Annotated in this window: 19 protein-coding genes; 9 read left to right on the top strand and 10 right to left on the bottom strand. The window is 64.8% G+C overall.

The window, feature by feature from the left end; all coding sequences use genetic code 11:
• The first annotated feature begins 428 nt into the window (after positions 1 to 428).
• Positions 429 to 929 carry an NUDIX hydrolase gene (locus tag OKC29_RS16805; RefSeq protein ID WP_073348899.1) on the top strand — a complete coding sequence of 167 codons (501 nt, stop codon included), beginning with the start codon at positions 429 to 431 and terminating at the stop codon, positions 927 to 929.
• A gap of 29 nt (positions 930 to 958) precedes the next feature.
• On the opposite strand, the gene OKC29_RS16810 is transcribed toward OKC29_RS16805, so the two are convergent.
• Together OKC29_RS16810 and OKC29_RS16815 are read right to left on the bottom strand one after the other, a co-directional pair.
• Complete coding sequence (locus OKC29_RS16810; RefSeq protein ID WP_162275609.1) at positions 959 to 2242, bottom strand: HAMP domain-containing sensor histidine kinase; 1284 nt, start codon at positions 2240 to 2242, stop codon at positions 959 to 961.
• Positions 2239 to 2919 (bottom strand): response regulator transcription factor, encoded by a 681-nt coding sequence (locus OKC29_RS16815; protein WP_073348900.1) that lies wholly within the window; start codon positions 2917 to 2919, stop codon positions 2239 to 2241. Before OKC29_RS16815 ends, OKC29_RS16810 begins: the two co-directional genes overlap by 4 nt.
• A 161-nt stretch (positions 2920 to 3080) precedes the next feature.
• On the opposite strand from OKC29_RS16815, the gene OKC29_RS16820 reads away from it, so the two are divergent.
• Both OKC29_RS16820 and OKC29_RS16825 read left to right on the top strand, forming a co-directional pair.
• Positions 3081 to 4241, top strand: coding sequence for an efflux RND transporter periplasmic adaptor subunit (locus OKC29_RS16820; RefSeq protein ID WP_270669425.1), 1161 nt, complete (start codon positions 3081 to 3083; stop codon positions 4239 to 4241).
• A 2-nt stretch (positions 4242 to 4243) separates the two neighbouring features.
• Positions 4244 to 6190 (top strand): MacB family efflux pump subunit, encoded by a 1947-nt coding sequence (locus OKC29_RS16825; RefSeq protein WP_073348902.1) that lies wholly within the window; start codon positions 4244 to 4246, stop codon positions 6188 to 6190.
• A gap of 310 nt (positions 6191 to 6500) precedes the next feature.
• On the opposite strand, the gene OKC29_RS16830 is transcribed toward OKC29_RS16825, so the two are convergent.
• The 5 genes from OKC29_RS16830 to OKC29_RS16850 form a co-directional block, all read right to left on the bottom strand.
• The gene (locus tag OKC29_RS16830) at positions 6501 to 7337 is read right to left on the bottom strand and encodes a transporter substrate-binding domain-containing protein (protein ID WP_011704713.1); all 837 of its coding nucleotides are present in this window, start codon (positions 7335 to 7337) and stop codon (positions 6501 to 6503) included.
• Positions 7334 to 8095: an amino acid ABC transporter ATP-binding protein gene (locus OKC29_RS16835; RefSeq protein ID WP_073348903.1), complete on the bottom strand. Its 762-nt coding sequence runs from the start codon at positions 8093 to 8095 to the stop codon at positions 7334 to 7336. The genes OKC29_RS16830 and OKC29_RS16835 overlap by 4 nt, the downstream gene beginning before the upstream one ends.
• Entirely contained in the window at positions 8092 to 8754 is a 663-nt protein-coding gene (locus OKC29_RS16840; RefSeq protein WP_073348904.1) for an amino acid ABC transporter permease, read from the bottom strand. Before OKC29_RS16840 ends, OKC29_RS16835 begins: the two co-directional genes overlap by 4 nt.
• A 74-nt stretch (positions 8755 to 8828) precedes the next feature.
• A complete protein-coding gene (locus OKC29_RS16845; protein ID WP_024946291.1) occupies positions 8829 to 9494 on the bottom strand; it encodes an amino acid ABC transporter permease in 666 nt (221 codons plus the stop codon).
• Positions 9491 to 10702: a threonine synthase gene (locus OKC29_RS16850; RefSeq protein WP_073348905.1), complete on the bottom strand. Its 1212-nt coding sequence runs from the start codon at positions 10700 to 10702 to the stop codon at positions 9491 to 9493. Before OKC29_RS16850 ends, OKC29_RS16845 begins: the two co-directional genes overlap by 4 nt.
• Before the next feature lie 235 nt (positions 10703 to 10937).
• On the opposite strand from OKC29_RS16850, the gene OKC29_RS16855 reads away from it, so the two are divergent.
• The 4 genes from OKC29_RS16855 (at position 10938) to OKC29_RS16870 (ending at position 16950) form a co-directional block, all read left to right on the top strand.
• Positions 10938 to 13085, top strand: coding sequence for a prolyl oligopeptidase family serine peptidase (locus OKC29_RS16855; protein WP_073348906.1), 2148 nt, complete (start codon positions 10938 to 10940; stop codon positions 13083 to 13085).
• 203 nt (positions 13086 to 13288) lie between these two features.
• Positions 13289 to 15448, top strand: coding sequence for an AsmA family protein (locus tag OKC29_RS16860; protein ID WP_073348907.1), 2160 nt, complete (start codon positions 13289 to 13291; stop codon positions 15446 to 15448).
• Between the two features lie 175 nt (positions 15449 to 15623).
• The gene (locus OKC29_RS16865) at positions 15624 to 16160 is read left to right on the top strand and encodes a GNAT family N-acetyltransferase (protein WP_073348908.1); all 537 of its coding nucleotides are present in this window, start codon (positions 15624 to 15626) and stop codon (positions 16158 to 16160) included.
• A gap of 55 nt (positions 16161 to 16215) precedes the next feature.
• Positions 16216 to 16950 carry an SDR family oxidoreductase gene (locus tag OKC29_RS16870; protein WP_270669429.1) on the top strand — a complete coding sequence of 245 codons (735 nt, stop codon included), beginning with the start codon at positions 16216 to 16218 and terminating at the stop codon, positions 16948 to 16950.
• Positions 16951 to 17000: 50 nt separating this feature from the next.
• On the opposite strand, the gene glnE is transcribed toward OKC29_RS16870, so the two are convergent.
• From glnE to OKC29_RS16885, 3 genes are all read right to left on the bottom strand, one after another.
• Positions 17001 to 19874, bottom strand: a complete 2874-nt coding sequence (gene glnE / locus OKC29_RS16875; RefSeq protein WP_162275610.1) for a bifunctional [glutamate--ammonia ligase]-adenylyl-L-tyrosine phosphorylase/[glutamate--ammonia-ligase] adenylyltransferase — start codon at positions 19872 to 19874, stop codon at positions 17001 to 17003.
• Between the two features lie 130 nt (positions 19875 to 20004).
• Entirely contained in the window at positions 20005 to 20445 is a 441-nt protein-coding gene (locus OKC29_RS16880; protein WP_073348910.1) for a GNAT family N-acetyltransferase, read from the bottom strand.
• Positions 20446 to 20536: 91 nt separating this feature from the next.
• Complete coding sequence (locus tag OKC29_RS16885; RefSeq protein WP_029302409.1) at positions 20537 to 21787, bottom strand: methyl-accepting chemotaxis protein; 1251 nt, start codon at positions 21785 to 21787, stop codon at positions 20537 to 20539.
• A gap of 31 nt (positions 21788 to 21818) precedes the next feature.
• On the opposite strand from OKC29_RS16885, the gene OKC29_RS16890 reads away from it, so the two are divergent.
• Both OKC29_RS16890 and OKC29_RS16895 read left to right on the top strand, forming a co-directional pair.
• Positions 21819 to 22640 (top strand): potassium channel family protein, encoded by an 822-nt coding sequence (locus tag OKC29_RS16890; RefSeq protein ID WP_073348911.1) that lies wholly within the window; start codon positions 21819 to 21821, stop codon positions 22638 to 22640.
• A 152-nt stretch (positions 22641 to 22792) separates the two neighbouring features.
• Positions 22793 to 23398, top strand: a complete 606-nt coding sequence (locus tag OKC29_RS16895; RefSeq protein WP_011704726.1) for a TIGR04211 family SH3 domain-containing protein — start codon at positions 22793 to 22795, stop codon at positions 23396 to 23398.
• Positions 23399 to 23632 lie beyond the last annotated feature (234 nt).

The raw sequence follows: 23632 nt of genomic DNA on the forward strand, positions 1-23632 counted from the left end.
CGGTAGTTCAGTCGGTTAGAATACCGGCCTGTCACGCCGGGGGTCGCGGGTTCGAGTCCCGTCCGCTCCGCCACTAATTTGAAAGGCCTTCCCATTTGGGAAGGCCTTTTTGCTATCTGATTTTGGCGAATGAAATAAGGAAACAAAGGACCACAGACAGGGCTGCGACTTGCCACTGGCAACTCGGTCCCTTTCTGTGGTCCTTTGTGCTTGAGCCGGACTCTGTCCGTCTCCCCGTCCGCTCCGCCACTACTTAAGAAGCCCAGTCGAAAGACTGGGCTTTTTTTCGTTTGATTCCCTCAGTATTACCTCTCCCCCTCTTCTATATCCCGCTGATTTATCACGTCATGGGTGTTGTGCTTCAACCTTTTCCATCAGGGATGGGGTTCGGCATACAATGCGCTTTTGGTGTCGGATGGGAGTCCCCTATGTTTTGTCCGCGTTGTGGTTCCGGATCGCTGCAACAGCGCAGCGAGAAAGAGTTTGCCTGTGGCTGTGGTTTTCACTATTTCCAGAATGTGGCGTCGGCCGTGATGGTGGCGCTGTGCTGGCAGGACGAGCTGCTGGTCGCGGTGCGGGCCCGGGATCCCGGCCAGGGCTTGCTGGATCTGCCGGGCGGCTTCGTCGATCCAGGCGAATCGCTGGAGGAAGCCTTGGTAAGGGAGCTCAAGGAGGAACTGGGACTGGATCTGACGGGGGAGACGCCGCGCTACCTGGGCTCCTATGCCAACGTCTATCCCTATGACGAGGTGACCTATCACACCTGCGACACCGTCTTTCTGCTGGAGTTGGCAGACAAGCCTGCTGTGGTAGCGGCCGACGATGTGGCCGCCTGCGAGTGGCGCAAGCTGGCTGGCCTTGCCCCTGCCGAGTTTGCTTTCCGCTCTACCGGCGCTGCCATCAGTCAATTGCAGCGGCTGCGGGGCTAACCGATAGCAGTGATGGCAGGGCGGAGCAGCTAGCCCGGCAGGTGGAGGGTGACGATCAGGCCGCCCTCTTCACCGTTTCTGGCCTCGACCCGTCCACCCTGGGCCTGGATTGCCTTGCGGGTGATGGCGAGCCCCAGTCCATAACCCTTGCCTGCTGTAGGGGAGCCGATCCGCACGAAGGGATCGAAGATGCTGGAGAGCTTGCTCTCATCCACTCCCACTCCTTGATCCGCCACCTCGATGACAAACTCTGCTCCCTGCCGCTGCAGGGTCAGGCGGATGGTCTGGCCCGCTTGCGAGAAGCGCAGAGCATTGCGCAGCACGTTGTCGAGGGCCCGGCGGATCAGCTCCGCCTGCCCACAGACCGTGTATTCCCGGGTCTCATCCACCCAGGTTTTGATCTCGACGCCCATGTGCTGCGCCTCGTAGCGGGCGTCGCTCACCACGGCGTCGACCAGCCCCTGCAGATCGTAATACTCCTCGCCGTCCCGCTCGCCATGGCCGGCGCGGGTGAGGGTCAGCAGCTCGCCGATCATCTTGTCCATGCGCTGGGTCTCGAGCTGGATCCGCTCGAGGGACCCTTCGATCCTGGCCGGATCCTGCTGGGCGAGGCCGATGGCCAGCTGCAGCCTGGCAAGGGGGGAGCGCAGCTCGTGGGAGACGTCGTGCAGCAGCTGCTCGCGGCTCTCCACCAGCAGTTGCAGCCGCTCGGCCATGGCATCGAAGTCGCGGGCTGCATCGCTGATCTCGTCGTGGCGCCGCCGCATGGCGGGGTAGAGGCGCACTGCCAGATCCCCCTGTGAGAGGCGTTCGAATCCCTTCCGGAAGCGGTTCATGGGGCGGGTCAGGTGCCAGGCGAGCAGGGCGCTGAAGAAGAGACCGCCAAGCCCGCCGATCCACCACATGGGGGGCGGCATGTTGAGCCAGTTGCGGCGGGGCTGGGGTGGTGCCAGCAACTGCTGCAGGCCGTTACTGTTGTAGTCGAGCCGGTAGTGCCGGCCATCGGCTCCCAGCAGGATGCGGCCACCCTGTGTTGTGGATGGCTCTGCTGCGACCGCTTCAAGCTGCAGCAGCCTTCGCTCCCGGGCCGGCCAGCTGGCCTGCAGGGCCGCAACCGCAGCCGGTCCCTGCCGCTGCAACAAACTGGCGGCGGCTGCCAGCTGACGTTCGGCCAGCTGGTTGGCCATCCGCTGCTCTGGCGGCCCTTCGTGGCGATAGAGGCTGAAGGCCACCCACAGCAGCTGGCTCATCATGATGATGGTGAACCAGAAGCCGAACAGGATCTTCCAGAACAGGCGCCCCTTGAGGATCATGCCAGCCGGTATCCTATGCTGCGCACCGTCTCGATGCCGATGGCTTCTCCCGCCAGGGCCTGCAGCTTCTGGCGGATGTTGCAGATGTGCACGTCGACGCTGCGATCATAGGGCTCGCGCGGGCGGCCGAGCCCGTGCAGGGAGAGCTCATCCTTGCTGACCACCCGCTCTGGGGATCGCAGCAGCAGTTCCAGCAGGTTGAACTCGGTGGCGGTCAACTCCAGCGGCTGCGCCTGCCAGTGACACTGACGGCTGGCGGGGGAGAGCACCAGCTCGCCAAGGCGCAGGCCCTGCTCCTTGCCCGGATGGGCGGGGGCAGGCTCGACCCGGCGCAGCACGGCCCTCAGCCTGGCCACCAGTTCCCGCGGGTAGCAGGGCTTGGGCACATAGTCATCGGCTCCCATCTCCAGCCCGATCACCCGCTCGATGTTGTCTCCCTTGGCGGTGAGCATGATGACGGGGATCCGGCTGTCGCGGCGGATCTGGCGCAGCACCTCGCTGCCATTCAGATCAGGCAGCATGATGTCGAGCACCACGGCGGCATAGTTGCCGGAGAGGGCGTGCTGCACGCCGCTCTTGCCGGTCAGCACGTGGGTGGTGGCAAAGCCTTCGCCAGCCAGGTATTCGCTCAGCATGGTGCCAAGCTCCAGATCATCGTCCACCAGCAGGATCTTCATCGCTCTTCTCCGTCTCGGGTTGGCGCCATTTTCCCGTGTCCGTCCCCGCCTGACAGCTGCTTTTACGCAATCCTTACACTGCCCTGCAAGAGGCTTAACCGGACATTGGAGTAGATTGCCCGGGTCTGTTTCACCCTCTGTTTCAGCCAAGGATATCCGCGATGGCCCGTGCCCGTCTCCTCGTTGTTCGCCTGCTGCTGCCCGCCCTGGTGCTGGTCGGTGCTGGCTGGCTGTTGCTGCCTTCCACTGCCGCACCAACCGCCTCTTTCATCACGGTCCCGGTCGAGCGGCGGGATCTGGAGCAGTGCGTGCTGGCCGATGGCACCCTGCAGGCCCAGAAGCTGGTGAGCGTGGGGGCGCAGGTGTCGGGGCAGATCAAGGCGCTGCACGTGGCGCTGGGGGATGAGGTGAAGCAGGACGATCTGCTGGTCGAGATCGACGATCTCACCCAGCAGAACGCCCTCAAGGATGCCGAAGCCGCCCTCGACAACGTGCAGGCCCAGCTGGCCTCGCGCCGGGCAACTCTGCGCAACAACCAGCTGGCCTTCGAGCGCCAGCGCAAGGTGCTGGCCCGGGGATTGGGCAGCCAGGCCGACTACGACAGTGCGGAGGCGACCCTGACGGCTACCCGTGCCGACATCCGGGCGTTGACGGCGCAAGCGGTGCTGGCCCGCATCGCGGTGGACACCGCCAGAGTGAATCTGGGTTATACCCGCATCGTCTCCCCCATGGCGGGCACCATAGTGGCGATCCCGGTGGAGCAGGGGCAGACGGTCAACGCGGTGCAGAGTACCCCGACCATGGTCAAGGTGGCGCGGCTCGACACCATGACGGTGGAGGCGCAGATCTCGGAGGCGGACGTGATCAAGGTGAAGGCCGGCCTGCCCAGCTATTTCACCGTGCTGGGTGCGCCCGAGCAGCGCTACCAGGCCCGTCTACGCGCCATCGAGCCGGCCCCCGACACCATCAACGACGACACGACCAGCAGCAGTTCGACCAGCACGGCCGTCTACTACCATGGTCTGTTCGAGGTGGAAAATCCACACCGGGCCCTGCGTATCGGTATGACGGCCCAGGTGCACATAGTGCTGGCGACCGAGCGCAACGCCCTGGTGATCCCGGCCATCGCCCTGAGTGAGGGGCGGGTGCAGGTGGTGGATGGTGCGGGCCAGCCCCAATGGCGGCAGGTGAAGGTTGGCCTCAACAACAAGGTGGATGCCCAGATCCTGGCGGGGTTGACCGCCGGGGAGGCCGTGGTGGTTAGTCAGCTGACGGCCCAGAGCCAGCAGAGCGGGCGAATGGGCCCGCCGATGGGGATGTGATCATGAGGGAACCACTGCTGCAACTGAGCGGGATCCGCCGCCATTTTGGCGACGGGGAGCGGCGCGTCGAGGTGCTCAAGGGGATCGACCTGACCATAGTGCGAGGCGAGATGGTGGCCATCGTCGGCGCCTCCGGCTCCGGCAAATCGACCCTGCTCAATATTCTGGGCTGCCTGGATCAGCCGAGCGAGGGTAGTTATCGGGTAGCCGGACGGGAGACGGGCCGGCTGACGGCCGATGCGCTGGCGACCCTGCGCCGCGAGCACTTCGGCTTCATCTTTCAGCGCTACCACCTGCTGGGGGATCTCAGTGCCCGCGACAACGTGGCGCTGCCCGCCCTCTATGCCGGGTTGGCCGGCGATGTGCGCAAGGCGAGGGCGGAGAACCTGCTGCAGCGGCTCGGGCTCGGCAGCCGGCTCGACTACAAGCCGAGCCAGCTCTCCGGCGGCCAGCAGCAGCGTGTCAGCATTGCCCGCGCCCTCATCAACGGCGGTCAGGTGATCCTGGCGGACGAGCCGACCGGCGCCCTCGACAGCCAGAGCGGGGCCGAGGTGCTCGGCATCCTGGGCGCGCTCCATCGGCAGGGCCACACGCTGGTGCTGGTGACCCACGACATGGCGATCGCCGAACAGGCCGAGCGGATCATCGAGCTCAAAGACGGGGCGGTGGTGGCCGACCGTCGTCGCGAGCCGACACCGCGGTCCCCTGCGCCAACCACTCCCCGTGCCGACATCGGGGGATGCGGCGCTCTGGTCGGGCGGCTCGGCGCCGCCTTCAAGATGGCGCTGCTGGCCATGCGGGCCCAGCGCATGCGCACCTTCCTCACCATGCTCGGCATCATCATCGGCATCGCCGCCGTGGTGTCGGTGGTGGCGCTGGGGCGCGGCTCCCAGCAGCAGGTGCTGGCCAACATCAACGCCATGGGTACCAGCACCCTGGAGATCTTCCCCGGCAGCGGCTTCGGCGATCGGCGGGCCGAGGCGGTCCAGACCCTCAGGGTGGAGGATGCCGAGGCCCTCGCCGGGCTCGGCTATGTGCACAGCGTGACCCCCAGTCTGGCCACCAGCGTCACCCTGCGCCGGGGTAGCCAGGCGGTGCTGGGTTCGGTGAACGGGGTGGGGGAGCAGTTCTTCCAGGTGCGCGGCTATCGGTTGCTGCAGGGCATGCTGTTCGATGCCGCCAGTGTGACCGCTCTGGCGCAGGAGGTGGTGATCGACGAGAACAGCCTGGCGCGCCTGTTCGATGAGGGGGAGTCGCCGCTCGGTCAGGTGATCCTGCTGGGGAGCCTGCCGTGCCGGGTGATCGGGGTGGTGGCCCGCAACCAGAGCGGCTTTGGCAGCGACGAGAACCTCAACGTCTGGATCCCCCATACCACGGCCATGACGCGGATGCTGGGCCAGAGCTACCTGCGCAGCATCAGCGTGCGGGTGCAGGACGAGGTGGCGCTGGCCGCCGCCGAGGATGGCATCAATCGCTTGCTGCGTGAGCGGCACGGCGCTCAGGATTTCTTCGTGCTCAACACCGACAGCATCCGCCAGGCGATCACCAGCACCAATGCCACCCTGACCCTGCTGATCGCCATGATTGCGCTCATCTCCCTGGTGGTGGGCGGCATCGGGGTGATGAACATCATGCTGGTATCGGTGAGCGAGCGCACCCGCGAGATCGGCGTGCGGATGGCGGTGGGTGCCAGAACCGGCGACATGTTGCAGCAATTCTTGATCGAGGCGGTGCTGGTCTGCCTGCTGGGCGGGGTGGCCGGGGTGCTGCTCTCTCTGCTGGTCGGCGTCTTGTTCGAGCACTTCAGCAGCCAGTTCAGCCTGAGCTACTCTCTGGACGCCGTGCTGATGGCCTTCTTCTGCTCGAGCCTCATCGGCGTGCTGTTTGGCTTCTTCCCGGCGCGGCGGGCGGCGCGGATGGACCCCATCCACGCACTGGAGCGGGAGTAGGCACCCTCTTCGGCTTCGGCGCCCGCAGCGCCACCCCATTCGCCGGCGCTGCAGAGGGCTCATCCCGCCTCGGTGGCCTGGCGAGTTGGCCGGACGGCACCCTGTGCCAGTCCGGCAGCCTGAACCGTGTCATCGACGTGACACAGCCTGCTCTGCGCGGGTTTTCAACCGGGCTCCTGGCCCGGTTCTTTTTCTCATGCGAAAAAAAGGCGCCACCCGAGGGGGACGCCTGAAAGGTCAAACCTTGCGGTTTGCGGACCAACGGAACCAAGATTTCACACACATCACACTCTCAGCACTTCTGGCAGGCTCAGCCCTGCCACTTGCCTCCTTCCACTATCACGTCGTTGGGATCGGTATCGGCGCTCAGTTTGTCGCGCACATACTGGTCGTAGAGTTTCAGCAGGTACTTCTCTTCTCCCAGCTTGGCGAGGCGGTCGTTGACCCAGTCACGCAGCTCGATATTGCCCTTCTTCACCGCCGGCGCGATGGGGTCTTCCGATCCCAGCTTCTCGGGCAGCACCCGATAGCCCGGGTTCTCCTTGGCCCAGCTGAACAGTACCAGGTTGTCCTGGGCATAGGCGTCGCCACGGCCCTGGGCCAGTGCCTGCAGGGATTCGGTGTTCTTCTCGAACTTGAGCACCTTCCAGTCCGGGTGGTTGCGGGTCAGCCAGATGTCGGCCGTGGTGCCGGTGGTGACGATCAGGGTCTTGCTGGCCAGATCATCCAGTTGCTTGGCCGGGCTCCCTTGCGGCACCAGTACCTGCACCGCCACTCGCAGGTTCGGGTTGGTGAAGTCCACCACCTGCCGCCGCTCCGGGGTGACCGTCATGTTGGCGAGGATCAGGTCCACCTTGTCGCTCTGCAGGAAGGGGATGCGACTGGCGGGCTCCACCGCCACGAACTCGACCTTGTTCTCGTCCCCCAGCAGATCCTTGGCGAAACGGCGACCGAGGTCGGTGTCAAAGCCGACGTAGTTACCCTTCTCGTCCACATAGCCGAAGGGGGGCTTGTCGGTGAAGACGCCGACGATGAGCTTGTCACGCGCCTTGATCTTGTCGAGGGAACCGTCTGCCGCATGGGCGGCGCCGCTGGCGAGACCCAGTCCCAACAGGGCACTGAACAGAACCGAGGTGATTTTTTTCATGCTGACTCCTTTCGTTTGATGACATTGGTATAAGAAAACTTGGCGAGGAACTGGCGGGCACGCTGGCTGCGCGGGTTCTCGAAAAATTGATGGGGGGCGGCCTGCTCCAGAATGTGGCCGCCGTCCATGAAGACGATGCGATCCGCCACCGCCTGGGCGAACGCCAGCTCGTGGGTGACGATGAGCAGGGTCATGCCGCTGCCGGCGAGATCCCGGATCACCTCCAGCACCTCCTGCACCATCTCGGGATCCAGCGCAGCGGTCACCTCGTCAAACAGCATCACCTGCGGGTTCATGCACAGCGCCCGCACGATGGCGATGCGCTGCTGCTGGCCGCCGGAGAGCTGGCGCGGATAGTCGTGGCGCCGCTCCCACAGGCCGATGCGGGTCAGCAGTTGTTCTGCCTGCAGCAGGGCCTCCTGCCGCTCCCGTTTCTGCACCTGCACAGGGCCGAGCAGAACGTTCTCCAGCACTGTCAGGTTGGGGAAGAGGTGATAGCTCTGGAACACCATGCCGATGCGCTGGCGCAGCCGCTGCCAGTCGGTGGCACCATCCAGCCTCTGCCCGTCGAAGCGGATCTCGCCCCCCTGAATGGGTTCGAGCCCGTTGAGGGTGCGCAGCAAGGTGCTCTTGCCGCAGCCGCTCGGCCCCAGGATGACGATCACTTCCCCGGCGTGCACCGTGAGGCTGACCTCGTCCAGTACCCGGTTTTGGCCGAATTGTTTGCTGACAGCATTGAGCTCAAGCAGAGGTGTCATACCGCATTACCCCATTGTTGCTCCAGCCGGCGCGAGGCGAGCGAGAGCGGATAGCAGACCAGAAAAAAGAACAGGAACAGCAGACCGTAGATGAGCAACGAGCCATAGGTGCGCTCGATGATCTGCTGGCCCACCTTGATCACCTCCACCACCCCGATGAGCACCGCCAGCGAGCTGGTCTTGATGATGCGGGTGTAGATGTTGATGGTCGGTGGCGTCAGCCGTTGCAGCGCCTGGGGCAGCAACACGTGGCGATAGAGCTGCCAGCGGGAGAGCCCGAGCGCCAGGCCGGCCTCCTGTTGACCACGAGCCAGGGATCCCAGGCCGCCGCGCACCACCTCCCCCACCTCGCTGGCGCCCCAGAGGGCGAGCATCAGCACGGCGCACCAGAAGGCCGGAATATCGAGGCCGAAGAAGATCGGCAACCCGAAGAAAAAGAGATAGAGCCACACCAGCACCGGCACCACCCGAAACAGCTCGAGATAAAGCCGCAGCAGCCCCCGAACCAACCGACCGCCCTGTTGTGCCAGCACGCCGTAAGCGACGCCGCCCAGGGTGGCGAACAGGATGGCGAGCAGCGAGATGGCAAGGGTTTGACCCGCGCCCACCGCCAGCAGCGGCAGCGCCTGCGTCAGCTGCTCAGTGACCGGACTGGCCATATTGATCCCTCCTTTCCTCAGCATTGGTGGCGAGTGATAGCGGTAGCAGGACGATCAATGCCTGTATCAGTTGCTCAGTGACCGAACTGACCATGTTGCAGCCTCCTTTCAACGACGCGCAGGGCAAGGGACAGCGGCAGAAAGATCAGCACGCACATCAAGGTCAGCACCGCCAGCATCTCGTAGGTCTTGTAGTAGAGGGCGATGTAGTTCTTGGTGGTGTAGAGCAGCTCCGGTACCGCCACCGCCGAGGCCACCGTGGTTTCTTTGAGCAGAAAGATGAAGTTGGCAAACAGCGCCGGCAGGCTGGCGAGCCAGGCCTGGGGCAGCTGGACGTGGCGCAGCAGTTGCCAGCGGGAGAGGCCGATGGCTCGCCCCGCCTCCAGCTGGCTGGGGGGGACCGCCTGAATGCCCGCCCGCAGCGCCTCGGTCAGGTAGCCGCCACCAAGGAAGGTCATGGCGATCACCGCCGTGGCAAAGCCCGACAGCGACAGGCCGAGCGCCGGCAGCCCGAAGTAGAGAAAGAACAGCTGGATCAAGAGCGGCGTGTTGCGGGCCAGCTCCACATAGGCGCGGATCACCCCGTTCAGCCAGGGCTTGTGCAGGCTTTGCAGCGTCACATTGAGCAGCGCCACGGCAAGCGAGGTGAGGATCACGATGGCGCCGAGCTGCAGGGTGACCCAGACCGATTGGCCGAACGCCGGCAGGGTGGTGAGAACAAAGGACCAGTCGAAGCTCATGTCGGGATCCTCCCGTCGCGGCGCAGCCGCTGGGGCACGACCGTGATGGCGTCCGGGTACTTGATGCCGGCGCCGGTGTTGAGCACCACCACCCGCTCGCCCCCCTGGATCCAGCCCGCTTCCCGCAGCTGGCGGGCGGCGGCGAAGGCGGCGGCCCCTTCCGGGCAGACGAAGCAGCCCTCCTGAGAGGCGAGTTGACGCAGCTCGCGCTGGATGGCGCCATCTTCCACCGCGACTGCGCAACCCTCGGTGCGATAGAGGGCGTCCAGTACCAGAAAATCCCCCAGCGCCTTGGGCACGTTGATGCCGAACGCCAGGGTCTGGGAGTCGGGCCAGAAGCGCGACTCGCGCTCCCCCTGCTGCCAGGCCTGGACGATGGGCGCGCAGCCGCTCGCCTGCACCGCCACCAGGCGCGGCAGTGGCCCCTGCACCCAGCCCAGCTCCTGCAATTCCCGCAGCGCCTTGTAGATGCCGATGAGGCCGACGCCGCCGCCGGTGGGGTAGAGGATGACGTCCGGCAGAGTCCAGCCGAGCTGCTCGGCGATTTCAAACCCCATGGTCTTCTTGCCCTCGATGCGATAGGGCTCCTTGAGGGTGGAGGCATCGAACAGCCCCTGCTGCGCCACCGCCTCGGCCACCTGGCGACCGGCATCGCTGATGAGGCCGTCCACCAGATAGAGGCGGGCACCGGCCAGGGCGCTCTCCAGCCGGGTGATGGTGGGGGCCGCCTGCGGCTGGACTATGGTGCTGCGCAAGCCGGCGCGGGCGCCGTAGAGTGCCCAGGCCGCGCCGGCGTTGCCGTTGGTGGGCATGGCGAAGTGGGTGACGCCGAGTTCGCGGGCGCGGGAGACGCCGACCGCGGCACCGCGGGCCTTGAAGGAGCCGGTGGGGGTGAGGCTCTCATCCTTCATCCAGAGATCCGGAATGCCGACCTGCTTGCCGAGACGCGGCAGCGGCAGCAGCGGGGTGAAGCCTTCCCCCAGGGTGACCACCTGGGCGGGGTCGCGCACCGGCAGCAGCTCGTGGTAGCGCCACAGGCTGGCGGGGCGCCCCAGCCGGGCGGCCGGATGCCAGGCCTGCTTCAGGGCCTCGAGGTCGTAACTGGCCAGCAAGGGGGCGCCGACCGGGCTCAGCTGCTGGGGCTGATCGGCATCCACAATCTCGCCGGTCTTGCTGCAACGCAGATGTGATAGGTAGCTGTACGGCATGCTTTATCCTGAATGAGTCGAGATGGTCAGTCGCTTATTCCATCCTGTGACCCAAGTGCCGGATAACAAACAAAATAAACTGGCAAACCTAAGCGAAAAAATTCATATGACTCCGATTGTTCAGGGTTGTGGCGGTTTCCTGCTCATGTCGCGTGGTCACCCGCTGGGGGGTTGGGCCGTCCGGCACTCTTTGCTAACCTGCCCGCTTCACCCGAAATCGCAGGGAGCCGCATCGATGCGAGCCATTGTCAGCCTGCTGGCCCTGTCACTGCTGTGTGCATGCAGTGGCCAGTCAACCAAAGAGGATGCCATGTCAGGGAAAGCGCGCCTTCACTACCCCGTCACCCGCCAGGGTGAGCAGGTGGATCACTACTTCGGCCAGGCCGTGGCCGACCCCTATCGCTGGCTGGAGGATGATCGCAGCCCCGAGACTGAGGCCTGGGTCAAGGCCCAGAACGCCGTGACCCGGGACTACCTGGCACAGATCCCGTATCGCGCCGCCATCAAGGAGAAGCTCGCCTCTTCCTGGAACTACGCCAAGGAGGGGGCGCCGTTTCGCGAGGGGCGCTACCACTACTTCTTCAAGAACGACGGCCTGCAGAACCAGAACGTGCTGTGGCGCCAGCAGGAGGGCAAGCCGGCCGAGGTGTTCCTCGATCCCAATACCCTCAGCCCCGACGGCACCACGGCGCTGGATCAGCTGAGCTTCTCCCGCGATGGCCGCATCCTGGCCTACTCCTTGTCGCTGGCGGGCAGCGACTGGCGCGAGATCCACCTGATGGACGTGGAGAGCAAACAGCCGCTGGAGGCGCCCCTCAAGGATGTGAAGTTCAGCGGTATCAGCTGGCTCGGCAACGAGGGCTTCTTCTACTCGAGCTACGACAAGCCCGACGGCAGCGAGCTGTCGGCCAAGACCGATCAGCACAAGGTCTATTTCCACCGGCTCGGCACGGCGCAGGAGGATGACCGGCTGGTGTTCGGCGCCATCCCGGCCCAGCACCACCGCTACGTGGGGGCGACTGTCACCGAAGATGACCGCTTCCTGCTCATCTCGGCGGCGAACTCCACCTCCGGAAACCGCCTCTATGTGAAGGATCTGAGCCAGGAGAACGCGCCGCTGCTGACGGTGCAGGGGGATCTGGATGCGGACGTGAGCCTGGTGGACAACCAGGGCAGCACGCTTTATTTGCTGACCAACCGGGACGCTCCCAACCGCCGGCTGGTGACGGTGGATGCCGCCAACCCGGGTCCGGCCAGCTGGCGGGATCTCATCCCCGAGCGCCAGCAGGTGCTGACGGTGCACAGCGGCAGCGGCTATCTGTTCGCCGAATACATGGTGGATGCCACCGCCCGGGTCGAGCAGTTCGACTACGAAGGCAAGCGGGTGCGCGAGGTGGCGCTGCCCGGCCTTGGCAGCGTCAGCGGCTTCAACGGCAAGCACGATGATCCCGCGCTCTATTTCGGTTTCGAGAACTATGCCCAGCCGCCCACCCTCTACCGGTTCGAGCCAAAGAGCGGTGCCATCAGCCTCTATCGCGCCTCGGCGGCGCCGTTCAAGCCAGCGGATTACGTCTCCGAGCAGCGCTTCTACCAGAGCAAGGACGGCACCCGGGTGCCACTCATCATCAGCTACCGCAAGGGGCTGAAACTCGATGGCAGCAACCCGACCATCCTCTACGGCTACGGCGGTTTCGACGTGAGCCTGACCCCGAGCTTCAGCGTGTCGGTGGCCAACTGGCTGGATCTGGGGGGCGTCTATGCGGTGGCCAACCTGCGCGGGGGCGGCGAGTACGGCCAGGCCTGGCACCTGGCGGGCACCAAGATGAACAAGCAGAACGTGTTCGACGACTTCATCGCGGCGGCCGAGTACCTCAAGGCCGAGGGCTACACTCGCACCGATCGGCTGGCGATCCGCGGTGGCTCCAACGGCGGTCTGCTGGTGGGGGCTGTGATGACCCAGCGGCCGGATCTGATGCGGGTCGCCCTGCCGGCGGTGGGGGTGCTCGACATGCTGCGCTACCACAGCTTCACCGCCGGGGCGGGCTGGGCCTATGACTACGGTACCAGCGCCGACAGCGAGGCGATGTTCGACTACCTGAAGGGCTACTCGCCGCTGCACAACGTCCGACCCGGGGTCAGCTACCCCTCGACCCTGGTGACCACGGCGGATCACGACGATCGGGTGGTGCCGGCCCACTCCTTCAAGTTTGCCGCCACTCTGCAGGCCGACAATGGCGGCCCCCATCCCCAGCTCATCCGCATCGAGACCAATGCCGGGCACGGGGCGGGCACGCCGGTGGCGAAACTGATCGAGCAGAGTGCGGACATCTATGCCTTCACCCTGTACGAGATGGGTTATCAGCAGTTGCCGCGTCAGCCTTGATCCGGGTGAGACGGGCGCCAGCCATCCACTATCATCAGGGCCCTGCGGGGCCCTTTTCATTGCCGCGCGTTGGAGGGCCTGCGCTGGCAGCACTGGCTGCGACCATCCCTGTCTCGCCGCTGGCCCGTTTTGGCAGACGGGCCCCATCTGTCATCCCCCCGGTGGTATAGTCAGCAACAAGATCCGCATTCAAGGAGTCCATCGTGAAGAAGATCATCTACATCCTGCTGGGACTGGCGCTGGCGGCCGTGGTGGCCATCGCCGCCCTGGTGTCCCTCATCGATCCCAATCAGTTCAAGCCCCAGCTGGTGGAACAGGTGCGCAAGAGCACCGGCCGCGAGCTGGTGATACAAGGGGATATCGGCTGGCGTTTCTGGCCAAGCCTCGGCCTTTCCCTCGAGCAGGTGGCACTGCGCAACCCTGCCGGCTTTGCCGAGCCCGATCTGGTGCGCTTCACGCGCGGGGAGGCCTCGGTGGGCCTGTTGCCGCTGCTCTCCCACAAGCTTGAGATCGGCAAGGTGACCCTGAGCGGCGCCCATCTGTTTATCCAGACCAAGGCTGACGGCAGCTCCAACCTGAGGGATCTGCTCAAGGCCTCCGCCGAGCCCAGGGGGGAGGCAACGACCTCCGAGCCTGCTGCAACGACGCCCCCGCCCGCCAGTGACAAGCAGCCCTGGCAGATCAGCCTGCGAGGGGTGGAGCTGCAACAGGCCAGCGCCCTGCTGCAGGACGATCGCAGCGGCACCGTCTCCCGCCTCGAACAGCTGGACCTGAACCTGGGCCAGCTGGCCGTGGATCAGTGGGTGCCGGTGACCCTGGCCGCCAAGGGGGCCCAGGGTGAGCTGGCGTTTGATCTCAAGGGGTCGGCCCAGCTCAAGCTGGCGTCCGATGCCAGCCGCAGTGAGCTGAAAGATGTCGCACTGGCGGGGAGCCTGAGCGAACCGACCCAGCGGCTGGATGCCTTCTCTCTCAAGGCCGACCGGCTGGCGCTGGGGCAGTGGAGCAGCCTCACCCTCAGTCTGCAAGGGGCACAGGGGGCGGCGGACAAGCCGACCCTGGCCGGGACGCTGGAGGGGACCCTCAAGGCGCGCCTCGACGAGAACCGGCAACTGCTGGAGCTGTCGGATGCCGTGCTGGCCGCCAAGCTGAGCTGCGATGCCCTGCCGCGCCCACAGATGCAGGTGAAGCTGGCGGGCTTTGCCCGCGCCGAGCTGGACAAGCAGGCCGTCACCCTCAGCAACCTGGTGATGGGGGTGGATGAGGCTCTGCTGAGCGGCAACGGCAGCGTGCAGCTGGGCGCCGTGCCCAAGGTGGCGTTCGACCTCAAGGGGGAGAAGCTGGATCTCGACAGTTGGCTCGGTCAGCCGGCCAAGGCTGCACCTGCGACCGCCACCTCAGGCGCTGCAGCGCCGGCCGGGGCGCCGGCACAGACCACCGCGCCCGCCGCCAAGGCGCTCTCAACGCAAGAGCCCGACCTGACCGCCCTCAAGGCGGTGGACCTGGCTGGCCGACTGCAACTGGGCAGTTTGCGATTGAAGGGACTGGATCTGAGCGCCGTCGACCTGCAGCTCGCCCTAGCCGGTGGCCAGCTCACCCTCAAGCAGTTCAGTGCCGGGGTGGCCGGCGGTCAGGTGACGGCCAGCGGCGTGCTCGATGCCCGTCAGCAGCCGGCCCGCTATCAGGTGCACAAGCGGGTACATGGGGTCGATGTGCGGCCGCTGCTGCAGTCCCTGGCCCAGACCGACCTGCTGGAAGGCAAGGGGGATCTGGAGGTCGAGGCGCAGGGCTCAGGACTCTCCGAGCAGGCGCTGCGCAGCCGGATGCAGGGCAAGGTGAGCCTCAGACTGAGCGATGGTGCCCTGCACGGCATCAATCTGGCGGAGATGATCCGTGAGGCGCGGGCCACCCTGACCGGCAAGGGGGCGGATCAGGTGAAGGAGGTGCGCAAGACCGATTTCAGCGCCCTCACCGCCAGCTTCCTGATTGCCGACGGGGTTGCCAGGAGCGACGACATCCAGCTGTTTGCCCCCGCCCTGCGGGTGAAGGGGCAGGGCCAGACCGCCCTGATGCCGGAGACCCTCGACTTCCTGTTCCTCACCTCCGTGGTGGAGAGCAGCAAGGGGCAGGGGGGCAAGAGCGTGGACGAGCTCAAGGACATCACCATACCGGTGCGCATCGGCGGCTACTGGCAGGCGCCGAGCTACCGGCTAGACGTGAAGGAATTGCTCAGCAACAACAAGCTGTTGGAGGAGAAGGCCCGCAAGGAGGCCGAGCGCGGCCTCAAGAAGCTGCTGGGTGACAAGGCCGACAACGAAGGGGTGAAGGGGGTGGCCGATCAGCTGCTCAAGGGCTTGTTCAAGTAGCCCCGGCCTTTCGCGTTATCGCCATACAGAGCCCGCCCCGTGCGGGCTCTGTGCATTGTGGGTCGCTGCCTGGCAAGGTGTCTAAGCGGGATGCTGCCGGCGCCGGTAGCAAAAGAGAGGGGTGTTTGGGCCGGACAAAGATGGTATCACTGTGGTTTTACCAAGGAGCAGATGAATGAGTCGAAGTGAAATCGCAAGAGAGGTATCCCATCCGGACTGGCCGCTGGTCTGGCAGATCTACGGCAGCAGCTTTCCCCGCTACGAACAGCGCCAGCCGCAGCATCAACAGCTCAAGATGGGAGACTCGCGCTTTCACTGTCAGCTCTTTTATCAGGGCGAGCAGCTGCTCGGCTTTATCTTCTGGTGGGACTGCGGCGAACAGATCTACATCGAACACCTGGCCATCAACCCGGCCCTGCGCGGCCAGAACCACGGCTCACGCCTGCTTGCCGCCTTCTGCGAAACGGCGGGGCGCCCGGTCATCCTGGAGATAGACCCGCCAGAGGACGAGATCGCCCTGCGCCGGCTGCGCTTCTATCAGTCGCTGGGTTTTTGCCTGAGCGAGCATGACCATGTGCACCCGCCTTATCAGCCGGATCATCAAGGCCATGCGCTGCGGGTGCTGAGCTATCCGGCCCCGCTCGATGAGCAGGGTTATCGGCGTTTCAACAAGGTGCTGGTGGAGACTGTGATGGATCACGGCCCGGCCTGACGCGGTTGCCATCCATCTCGCAATGCCACCATGCGCCACACGACCAGGAGGGTCCATGAACAAACGGGTGCTGATCACCGGCGGCGGCAGTGGCATTGGCGCCGCCACCGCCCGCCATCTGGCGGGGCAGGGCTATCATCTGTGCCTCAACTATCGCCATGACAAGGCCAGTGCCGAGGCGCTGGTGGCCGAGATCCTGGCCCACCATCCGGTCCGCTGCATCGCGGTGCAGGCCGATGTCGGGGTGGAGGCCGAGGTGGTGCGTCTGTTCGAGGAGATGGACGCGCGGCTTGGCCCCGTCACTCATCTGGTCAACAACGCCGGCAGGTTGCAGCCGCAGATGCGGGTGCTGGAGATGAGCGCCGAGCGCATCAACCAGACCCTGACCACCAATGTCACCAGCTGCTTTCTCTGCTGCCGCGAGGCGGTGCGCCGGATGACGGCGGGGGGCGCCATCGTCAATGTCTCCTCGGCCGCCGCCCGGCTGGGTTCGGCGGGGGAGTACGTGGACTATGCCGCCGCCAAGGGGGCCGTCGACGTGCTGACCAGGGGGCTGTCGCTGGAGGTGGCGGCCCAGGGGATCCGGGTCAACGGGGTGCGTCCGGGTTTTATCTACACCGACATGCACGCCGACGGCGGCGAGCCCGGTCGGGTCGACCGGGTGAAGGGGCAGATCCCGCTGCAACGGGGCGGTCAGCCGGCCGAGGTGGCTGCCGCCATCGCCTGGCTGCTGTCTGACGAGGCCTCCTACGTCACCGGCACCTTCATCGACGTGGCCGGCGGGCGCTGACCCCGACCCGATGATAGATACAACAAGGGGCGCCTCGGCGCCCCTTCGGTTTATTCCCCCAGCAGCTGTTGCCAGACCGCCAGCACATGGCCGCGCTCCGGCAGCAGCCTGTCGTCGCCCACCTTGCGGGAGACCTCGGAGAGGTTGAGGCGATGGCCGAGGTTGCGGATCTCCAGATAAGCATGCTTGAGCCCCTCTGCCTGCTCCAGCGTGAGCACCCCCGCCAGCACGCACTCATCGAAGATGCGCACGTTATCGGACCAGCGGGTGAGCGCCTCGGGTTCACCGCAGGCATGGGCCAGCACTAGGTACTGGGCGATGAATTCGATGTCCACCATGCCGCCGGGGGACTGCTTGAGGTCGAACTCGCCGGCACCCGCCTTGAGCAGGTGATCCCGCATCTTGTGGCGCATCTCGCGCACCTCGCGAGCTAGGGTCGGCAGGTCGCGCTCCTTGGCCAGCACGGCGCGGCGGATGCGGGCAAACTCGGCGATCACCGCCTCATCGCCATAGATGGGACGGGCCCGCACCAGCGCCTGATGCTCCCAGGTCCAGGCCTCGTTTTGCTGATACAGCTCGTAGGCCGACAGCGACGAGACCAGCAGGCCTGAGTCGCCGGAGGGGCGCAGCCGCATGTCGATCTCGTAGAGAATGCCGGAAGGGGTGCGGGTGCTGAACAGATGCAGGATCCGCTGGGCGAGGCGCAGGTAGAACTGGCGGCTGTCGATGGGTTTGCGACCATCTGTGTAGCTGTTGGGGTCACCGCCGTGCAGGAACACCAGATCCAGATCCGAGCCGTAACCCAGCTCGATGCCGCCCAGCTTGCCATAGGCCACCACCGCAAAGCCGCGCTGGCCGCTGGTTGCCACCTCGGGCGGCACTCCGTAGCGCTCGCTCATCTGGGCCCACGCCTGATTGACCACCTCCTCGGTGATCGCCTCCGCCAGCCAGGTGAGGTGGTCGCTCACCTTCATCAGCGGCAGGGCGCCGGCGATATCGGCCGCCACGATGCGCAGCAGTTGCACCTGCTTGAACTGACGCAGCGCCTCCATCTGCTGCTCCACATCCTCTTCGGGGATGCGCAGCAGGAACTGGCGCAGCTGGGGTTTGTACTGATCGAGCGGAGTGGGGTGATAGAGGTGCTGGGGATCGAGCAGCTCGTCCAGCAAAATCGGGTAGCGGGCCAGCTGCTCGCTCACCAGATGGCTGGCGTCGCACAGCCGCACCAGCTGGCGCAGGGCGCCCGGGTTCTCCGCCAGTAGTTGCAGATAGGCGCTGCGGGTGAAGATGCGGGTCAGCAGCTCGCACACCCGCTCGAACAGCCGGGCGGGCTGCTCGCTGGCGACCACCAGTCGCAGCAGCTCCGGCATCAGCCAGTCCAGCGCGATGCGCCCCTGCGGCCCTACCTGACGGCGTTTGTACTCCTCCTTGAAACGCAGCAGCGCGGCGCAGAGCGGGACGGGCTCGGCCACTCCCTGTGCGGTCAGCAGTTTTTCCAACTCGGCGGCGTCGAGCTCGGTGCGCCACAGATCGAGCCAGAGCTGCTCCAGATGGGCGGGGGCCTCTTTCTCTTCCCCCACAACGGCGGCGAACTCTTGGTGGACGGCGGCCATCTCCTCATCCAGATGAGCCATAAAGGCGCCCCAGTCAGCAAAACCGAGGGCGGCGATCAGCCGCTGGCGATCCCGCTCCTCGGTGGGCAGGGTCTGGGTCTGCTGATCGCCGATCTCCTGCAATATGTTCTCGACCCGGCGCAGGAAGCGATAGGCATCCAGCAGGCGATCGCAATGGGCAGATTCGAGGGCGCCACATTGGGCGATGGCGGCCAGCGCCTCCGGCAGGTGGCGCACCCGCAGCGCCGGTTCACGGCCGCCGCGAATCAGCTGCAGCGCCTGGGCGATAAACTCCACTTCGCGAATGCCGCCAGCCCCCAGCTTGATGTTGCCCTCCAGCCCCTTGCGGCGCACCTCGGCGGCGATCATCGCCTTCATCTGGCGCAGGCCGTCGATAACGCCAAAGTCGATATAGCGGCGAAACACGAAGGGGCGCAGCATCTCGGCCAGCTCCACTGCGTGTTCGCACTGGGGGCCCAGTACCCGCGCCTTGACCATGGCGTAGCGCTCCCAGTTGCGGCCGTGGTGCTGGTAGTAATCCTCCATGGCGGCAAAGGAGATGGCCAGCGGCCCCGCATCGCCAAAGGGGCGCAGTCGCATATCGACCCGGAACACCTGACCATCCTGGGTGGGCTGGTGGAGGGCGTTGATGATGCGCTGGCCCAGCTTGATAAAGAACTGCTGGTTGGCGAGCTCGCGCCGTCCGCCGACTGTGTAGCCGTTCTCGGGGAAGGTGAAGATGAGGTCGATGTCCGAGGAGAAGTTGAGCTCGCCACCGCCCAGCTTGCCCATGCCGAGAATGAGCAGCGGCTGCGGGTTGCCGTTGCCGTCCATCGGAGTGCCCAGCTCGCCGCACTGTTTGGCGTAGAGCCAGTCGCGGGCAGAGCAGATGAGGGCATCCGCCAGCTTGGTGAGGTGGATAAAGCTCTCTTCTACTGTCGCGTGGCCCAGCAGCTCGCGCCAGGCGATCACCAGCATGCGGCTGCGGCGGAACTGGCGCAGGATGCGCTTGAGCGCCTCTTCATCGCTTACCTCGGCGAGCAGGGCGGTCAGATCGTGCTGGTAGGCGGGCCAGCGTTCGACCCGCTCCAGATCCCCGGAGGTGAGCAGCTCGGTCAGCAACTCCGGCTGTTTGAAGAGAGAGTCGGCGACAAAATCGGAGAGACCGAGCAGGGTCAGCAGGGTTTGGCGCACCGGCTCGGGCTGATTGCCATAGTCGGGGGCCAGTTCAGTCAGCCGTTGCCACTGGCGCTGGGCCAGCTCCTGCAGCAGGGGGGAGAAGGCGGAGAAAGAGGGAGAGTGCTGGGCCACGGTTGCCGTCCTTGTGGTTAACGAAACTGCCGGATAAAAAGCTGGCTGCCAATCTAGCACTGTCAGGTCCCCGCGTCACAGCGCAGGGACGAGAAGCATGAGCCGGCGGGAATTATCGGCAGCCAGTGATTCAGGTGCGCTGGTAGATATCGGGGCGGTAGATCTCCATCAGACTGCCGGGGCTGGCGGGTGGCACGAAGCCGAAACCGGCGTAGAGGCCGTGGGCATCGGAGGTGGCGAGGGAGAGGCGACGCAATCCCTGCAACTCGGGATGGTCGAGCATGGCTGCCACCAGCGCCTTGCTGTAGCCGCGGCCGCGATGCTCGGGCAGGACAAACACGTCGGCCAGATAGCCGAAGGTGGCCTTGTCTGTGATGACCCGGGCGAAGGCGACCTGCTGAGCGCCGAGGTAGCCGCCAAAGCAGAGCGAATGGTTGATGGCCCGCTGCAGGGTGGCAAGGGGAATGCCGCGACACCAGTAGGCCTCTTCAGACAAGAAGCGGTGAATCAGCGGCACGTCGAGCCGTCCCTTGTCGGCGCTGATTTCAAGCGCAAGTTCTGTGGTCTGCATCCTGGCTCCTTGCCGCGATGAAAAAAGAAAGGCCCCTCATGGGGCCTTCCAGTCTAACCGGATTGCGGCGTTCAACAACAGCGGCCCTGTGTCAGGCCAGCTTGAAGGCCTGGATATGAGTATCCAGGGTCTGGCTGTGGCGCTCCACCAGTTCGGAGGCCTCCTGCAGCTCGCGCAGCACCACCACGGAGCCCTCCACCACCTGCTTGACCTGCTCCAGGTTGCCACTCATCTCTTCGGCCACCGAGCTCTGCTGCTCGGAGGCGGCGGCGATCTGGCGGTTCATGTCGGCCACCCCTTGTACCCGCTGCACTATGGTGGCGAGCTGGTCGCCGGCCTGGGTCACCTGCTCCACCCCCTTGTCGGCCTGCTGCACGCTCTGGGCCATCAGTTCGGCGGCCTGGCGGGCGTTGCCCTGCAACTGCTCGATCATCTTCTGGATCTCGACGGTGGCGGCCTGGGCCCGGTTGGCCAGTTCGCGCACCTCGGAGGCGACCACCGCGAAGCCGCGGCCGGCCTCGCCGGCGCGGGCGGCTTCGATGGCGGCGTTCAGCGCCAGCAGGTTGGTCTGCTCCGAGATGCCGCGAATGGTATCCACGACGGAGCCAATCTGCTCGACCCCCTGTTCCACCTGATTGACCACGGTGGAGGAGCGCTGAATGTTGCCGGAAAGGGTATCTATGGTGTTGACGGTGGCGGCCACGCAGCGGCTGCCCTCCTCGGCCAGCAGGCTGGTTTCGGCGGTGGCGTGGGAGGCCTGCTCCGCATGGGCGGCCACCTCGCGAATGGCGCCCACCATCTGGCTCATGGCGCTGGCCAACTGCTCAATCTGGGTGAACTCCTCGCTGATGGCCTCGTTGGCCTCCTCCATGCAAAGGGTGACCTGGGAGGCGATGTCGTTGAGCTCCTTGCAGGCGACGCGCTGGGTGCCGAACACCTCCTTGAGGTTCTCCTGGGAGTGGGCCACCGCCTTGGCGATGTCACCGAACTCATCACGGGACTTGAGCAGCACCCGGTGGCTCAGATCCTTGCGGGCGAAGCGCTCCAGCAGGCCCACCAGATAGTGCACCTGCTTGACCATCAGGCGCGAGCCGGTCAGCAGCAGCACCACGAACAGCAGCCCCATGATGGCGGTCTCCATCAACCCGGTCCAGAGCAGGCTGTTGGCGATAGTGTCCGCCTTGTCGGGAGCGATGCCTTCGCTGAGCAGGGTGGTTTCCAGATTGCTGGCGTCGAACCAGAGCTTGACCAGCAGCAACACAGTACTGAACACCATGAGCAGTACCACTTTGGGTACCAGCCGGATATTGCTCATTCGCCTCTCCAGCGGGTTTAACTGCATAATATTTCTCCTTTTAATGACCGGTTTTCCTTTGTCCTCAGGACTATCGGCATTATCTTCCTTTTTATTAATTCGCACCGTGCCTAAAGTGGGAAAATGTATGCGACATCACTTAACTCATCTGCGCGCCATGGATCTGCTGATGGCGTTTCTGTCGGTGATCTCGGTTTTGCTGGTCACGGCCCGCTGGTGGGGGCATGCCCAGCTCACCCCTCAGACCCTGCAGCTGTTCTATGACGTCGACAGCCTGATCTGCTACTTCTTCCTCGCCCACTTCGCCTATGGCTGGGCCCGCGCCTCCGACCGGATGGCCTTCTTCAAGGCCAACTGGTTCTATCTGCCGGGCAGCCTGCCGATGGTGGAGCAGCTGCGCTGGGCCCGTCTGCTGCAGCTGTGGCGGGTCTATCAGCTGTTCAAGGAGCACCCGGATCTCTGGGCCATGTTTCGTCGCGAGCGCAACGAGACCACCCTCTCCGGCATTCTGTTCCTGTTCTTCCTGCTGCTGGGGGTCGGTTCCGGGGTCATGTATCTGATCGAATCGGGCCAGCCCGGCAGCCTGATCCAGACGCCCTACGATGCCTTCTGGTGGACGCTAGTGACCCTGTCGACCGTGGGGTACGGCGATCTGGTGCCCAAGACGGAACAAGGGCGTTTCGTCGCCAGCCTGCTGATCCTGTTCGGGGTCGGCCTGTTTGGCGCTATCAGCGGTTTCATGGCCAGCCTGTTTCTGCAGCCGGGGCGAGGGGATGGCGAGCTGGAGAAGTGGCGCCATCACCAGAGCGCGCAGCAGGATCTGTTGTTGCAGGAGCTGCGTGCCCTGCGGGACGAGGTGAAGGCACTGAAACAGAAATAGGCGGCGGCGTCCGGAATGGTCGCGTCGCGGCGCAGACAAGTTGCGAGCCAGCTCTCAGCTCGGGGGGCGCCACTTTTCTTTGCTTGTCCTTTGACCCGCAGGCGGCTTAACATTCGCCAGTCACCTAACCAAACGAAGAGAACCGATCGACCATGCGCGCCCTTCTCGGGATCCTGATCTGCTTGTGTGCCCAACAGGCACTGGCCGATACCCGTTATGTTTCAGACAACATCTTTACCTTTATTCACAATGGTCCGGGTACCCAATACCGGATCCTTGGCAGCGTCAAGGCGGGTGAGCCGCTGGACGTCAAGGCAGTGAACAACGAAGCCGGTTTCACCCAGGTGGTGGATGGTCGTGGCCGTGAAGGCTGGATCAAGAGCAGCGAGCTGCAGGGTGAGATCAGCCTGCGCGAACGGCTGCCCCAGGTGCAAAAAGAGCTGGAAGAGGCCAAGGCCCGCCTGCTGAACCTCAACGGTGACAACGAGAAACGCTTCACCGAGAAGGATGGCAAGATCGCCGAGCAGAGCAAGGAGATCGCCAGCCTGAAGGCTCAGCTGGCCAGCCAGAGCGAGGAGATGGGCAATCTCAAAGAGCAGAACGACGCCCTGACCCAGAGCTACGACAACCAGGAGCACGACATGCAGATGGACTGGTTCATCCGCGGTGGTGCCATGGTGGGTGGCGGTATCCTGCTCGGCATCCTGTTGCCCATGCTGCCCCGTCGTCGCAGCCGCGGCGATCGCTGGATGAACTGACAACCGCTGTCGGAAGCAGAGTGAAGGGTCGCCATGGCGACCCTTCTTTTTTGCCTGGAGAAAAATTGTATACAAAATAAGGCGATTAATTTTGCCTGGTTAGCATATGGCGCCGATATAGTGCGTCATATGAGCCAATCAGCGATATTTGTTAATAACAGGCAACAATTTCATTTCATCTATGGGGTGATATTGTATACATTATCGGCGTTTCGGCGGCATGGCCGCCTTCGT

This window comes from Aeromonas sp. QDB34 (assembly GCF_027705405.1).
Classification (GTDB): Bacteria; Pseudomonadota; Gammaproteobacteria; order Enterobacterales; family Aeromonadaceae; genus Aeromonas; species Aeromonas hydrophila.

Bases quoted from the DNA above. Each gene is read 5' to 3' on its own strand.
- OKC29_RS16805 (WP_073348899.1), top strand. From the start codon at position 429: ATGTTTTGTCCGCGTTGTGGTTCCGGATCGCTGCAACAGCGCAGCGAG.
- OKC29_RS16810 (WP_162275609.1), bottom strand. From the start codon at position 2,242: ATGATCCTCAAGGGGCGCCTGTTCTGGAAGATCCTGTTCGGCTTCTGG.
- OKC29_RS16815 (WP_073348900.1), bottom strand. From the start codon at position 2,919: ATGAAGATCCTGCTGGTGGACGATGATCTGGAGCTTGGCACCATGCTG.
- OKC29_RS16820 (WP_270669425.1), top strand. From the start codon at position 3,081: ATGGCCCGTGCCCGTCTCCTCGTTGTTCGCCTGCTGCTGCCCGCCCTG.
- OKC29_RS16825 (WP_073348902.1), top strand. From the start codon at position 4,244: ATGAGGGAACCACTGCTGCAACTGAGCGGGATCCGCCGCCATTTTGGC.
- OKC29_RS16830 (WP_011704713.1), bottom strand. From the start codon at position 7,337: ATGAAAAAAATCACCTCGGTTCTGTTCAGTGCCCTGTTGGGACTGGGT.
- OKC29_RS16835 (WP_073348903.1), bottom strand. From the start codon at position 8,095: ATGACACCTCTGCTTGAGCTCAATGCTGTCAGCAAACAATTCGGCCAA.
- OKC29_RS16840 (WP_073348904.1), bottom strand. From the start codon at position 8,754: ATGGCCAGTCCGGTCACTGAGCAGCTGACGCAGGCGCTGCCGCTGCTG.
- OKC29_RS16845 (WP_024946291.1), bottom strand. From the start codon at position 9,494: ATGAGCTTCGACTGGTCCTTTGTTCTCACCACCCTGCCGGCGTTCGGC.
- OKC29_RS16850 (WP_073348905.1), bottom strand. From the start codon at position 10,702: ATGCCGTACAGCTACCTATCACATCTGCGTTGCAGCAAGACCGGCGAG.
- OKC29_RS16855 (WP_073348906.1), top strand. From the start codon at position 10,938: ATGCGAGCCATTGTCAGCCTGCTGGCCCTGTCACTGCTGTGTGCATGC.
- OKC29_RS16865 (WP_073348908.1), top strand. From the start codon at position 15,624: ATGAGTCGAAGTGAAATCGCAAGAGAGGTATCCCATCCGGACTGGCCG.
- OKC29_RS16870 (WP_270669429.1), top strand. From the start codon at position 16,216: ATGAACAAACGGGTGCTGATCACCGGCGGCGGCAGTGGCATTGGCGCC.
- OKC29_RS16880 (WP_073348910.1), bottom strand. From the start codon at position 20,445: ATGCAGACCACAGAACTTGCGCTTGAAATCAGCGCCGACAAGGGACGG.
- OKC29_RS16885 (WP_029302409.1), bottom strand. From the start codon at position 21,787: ATGCAGTTAAACCCGCTGGAGAGGCGAATGAGCAATATCCGGCTGGTA.
- OKC29_RS16895 (WP_011704726.1), top strand. From the start codon at position 22,793: ATGCGCGCCCTTCTCGGGATCCTGATCTGCTTGTGTGCCCAACAGGCA.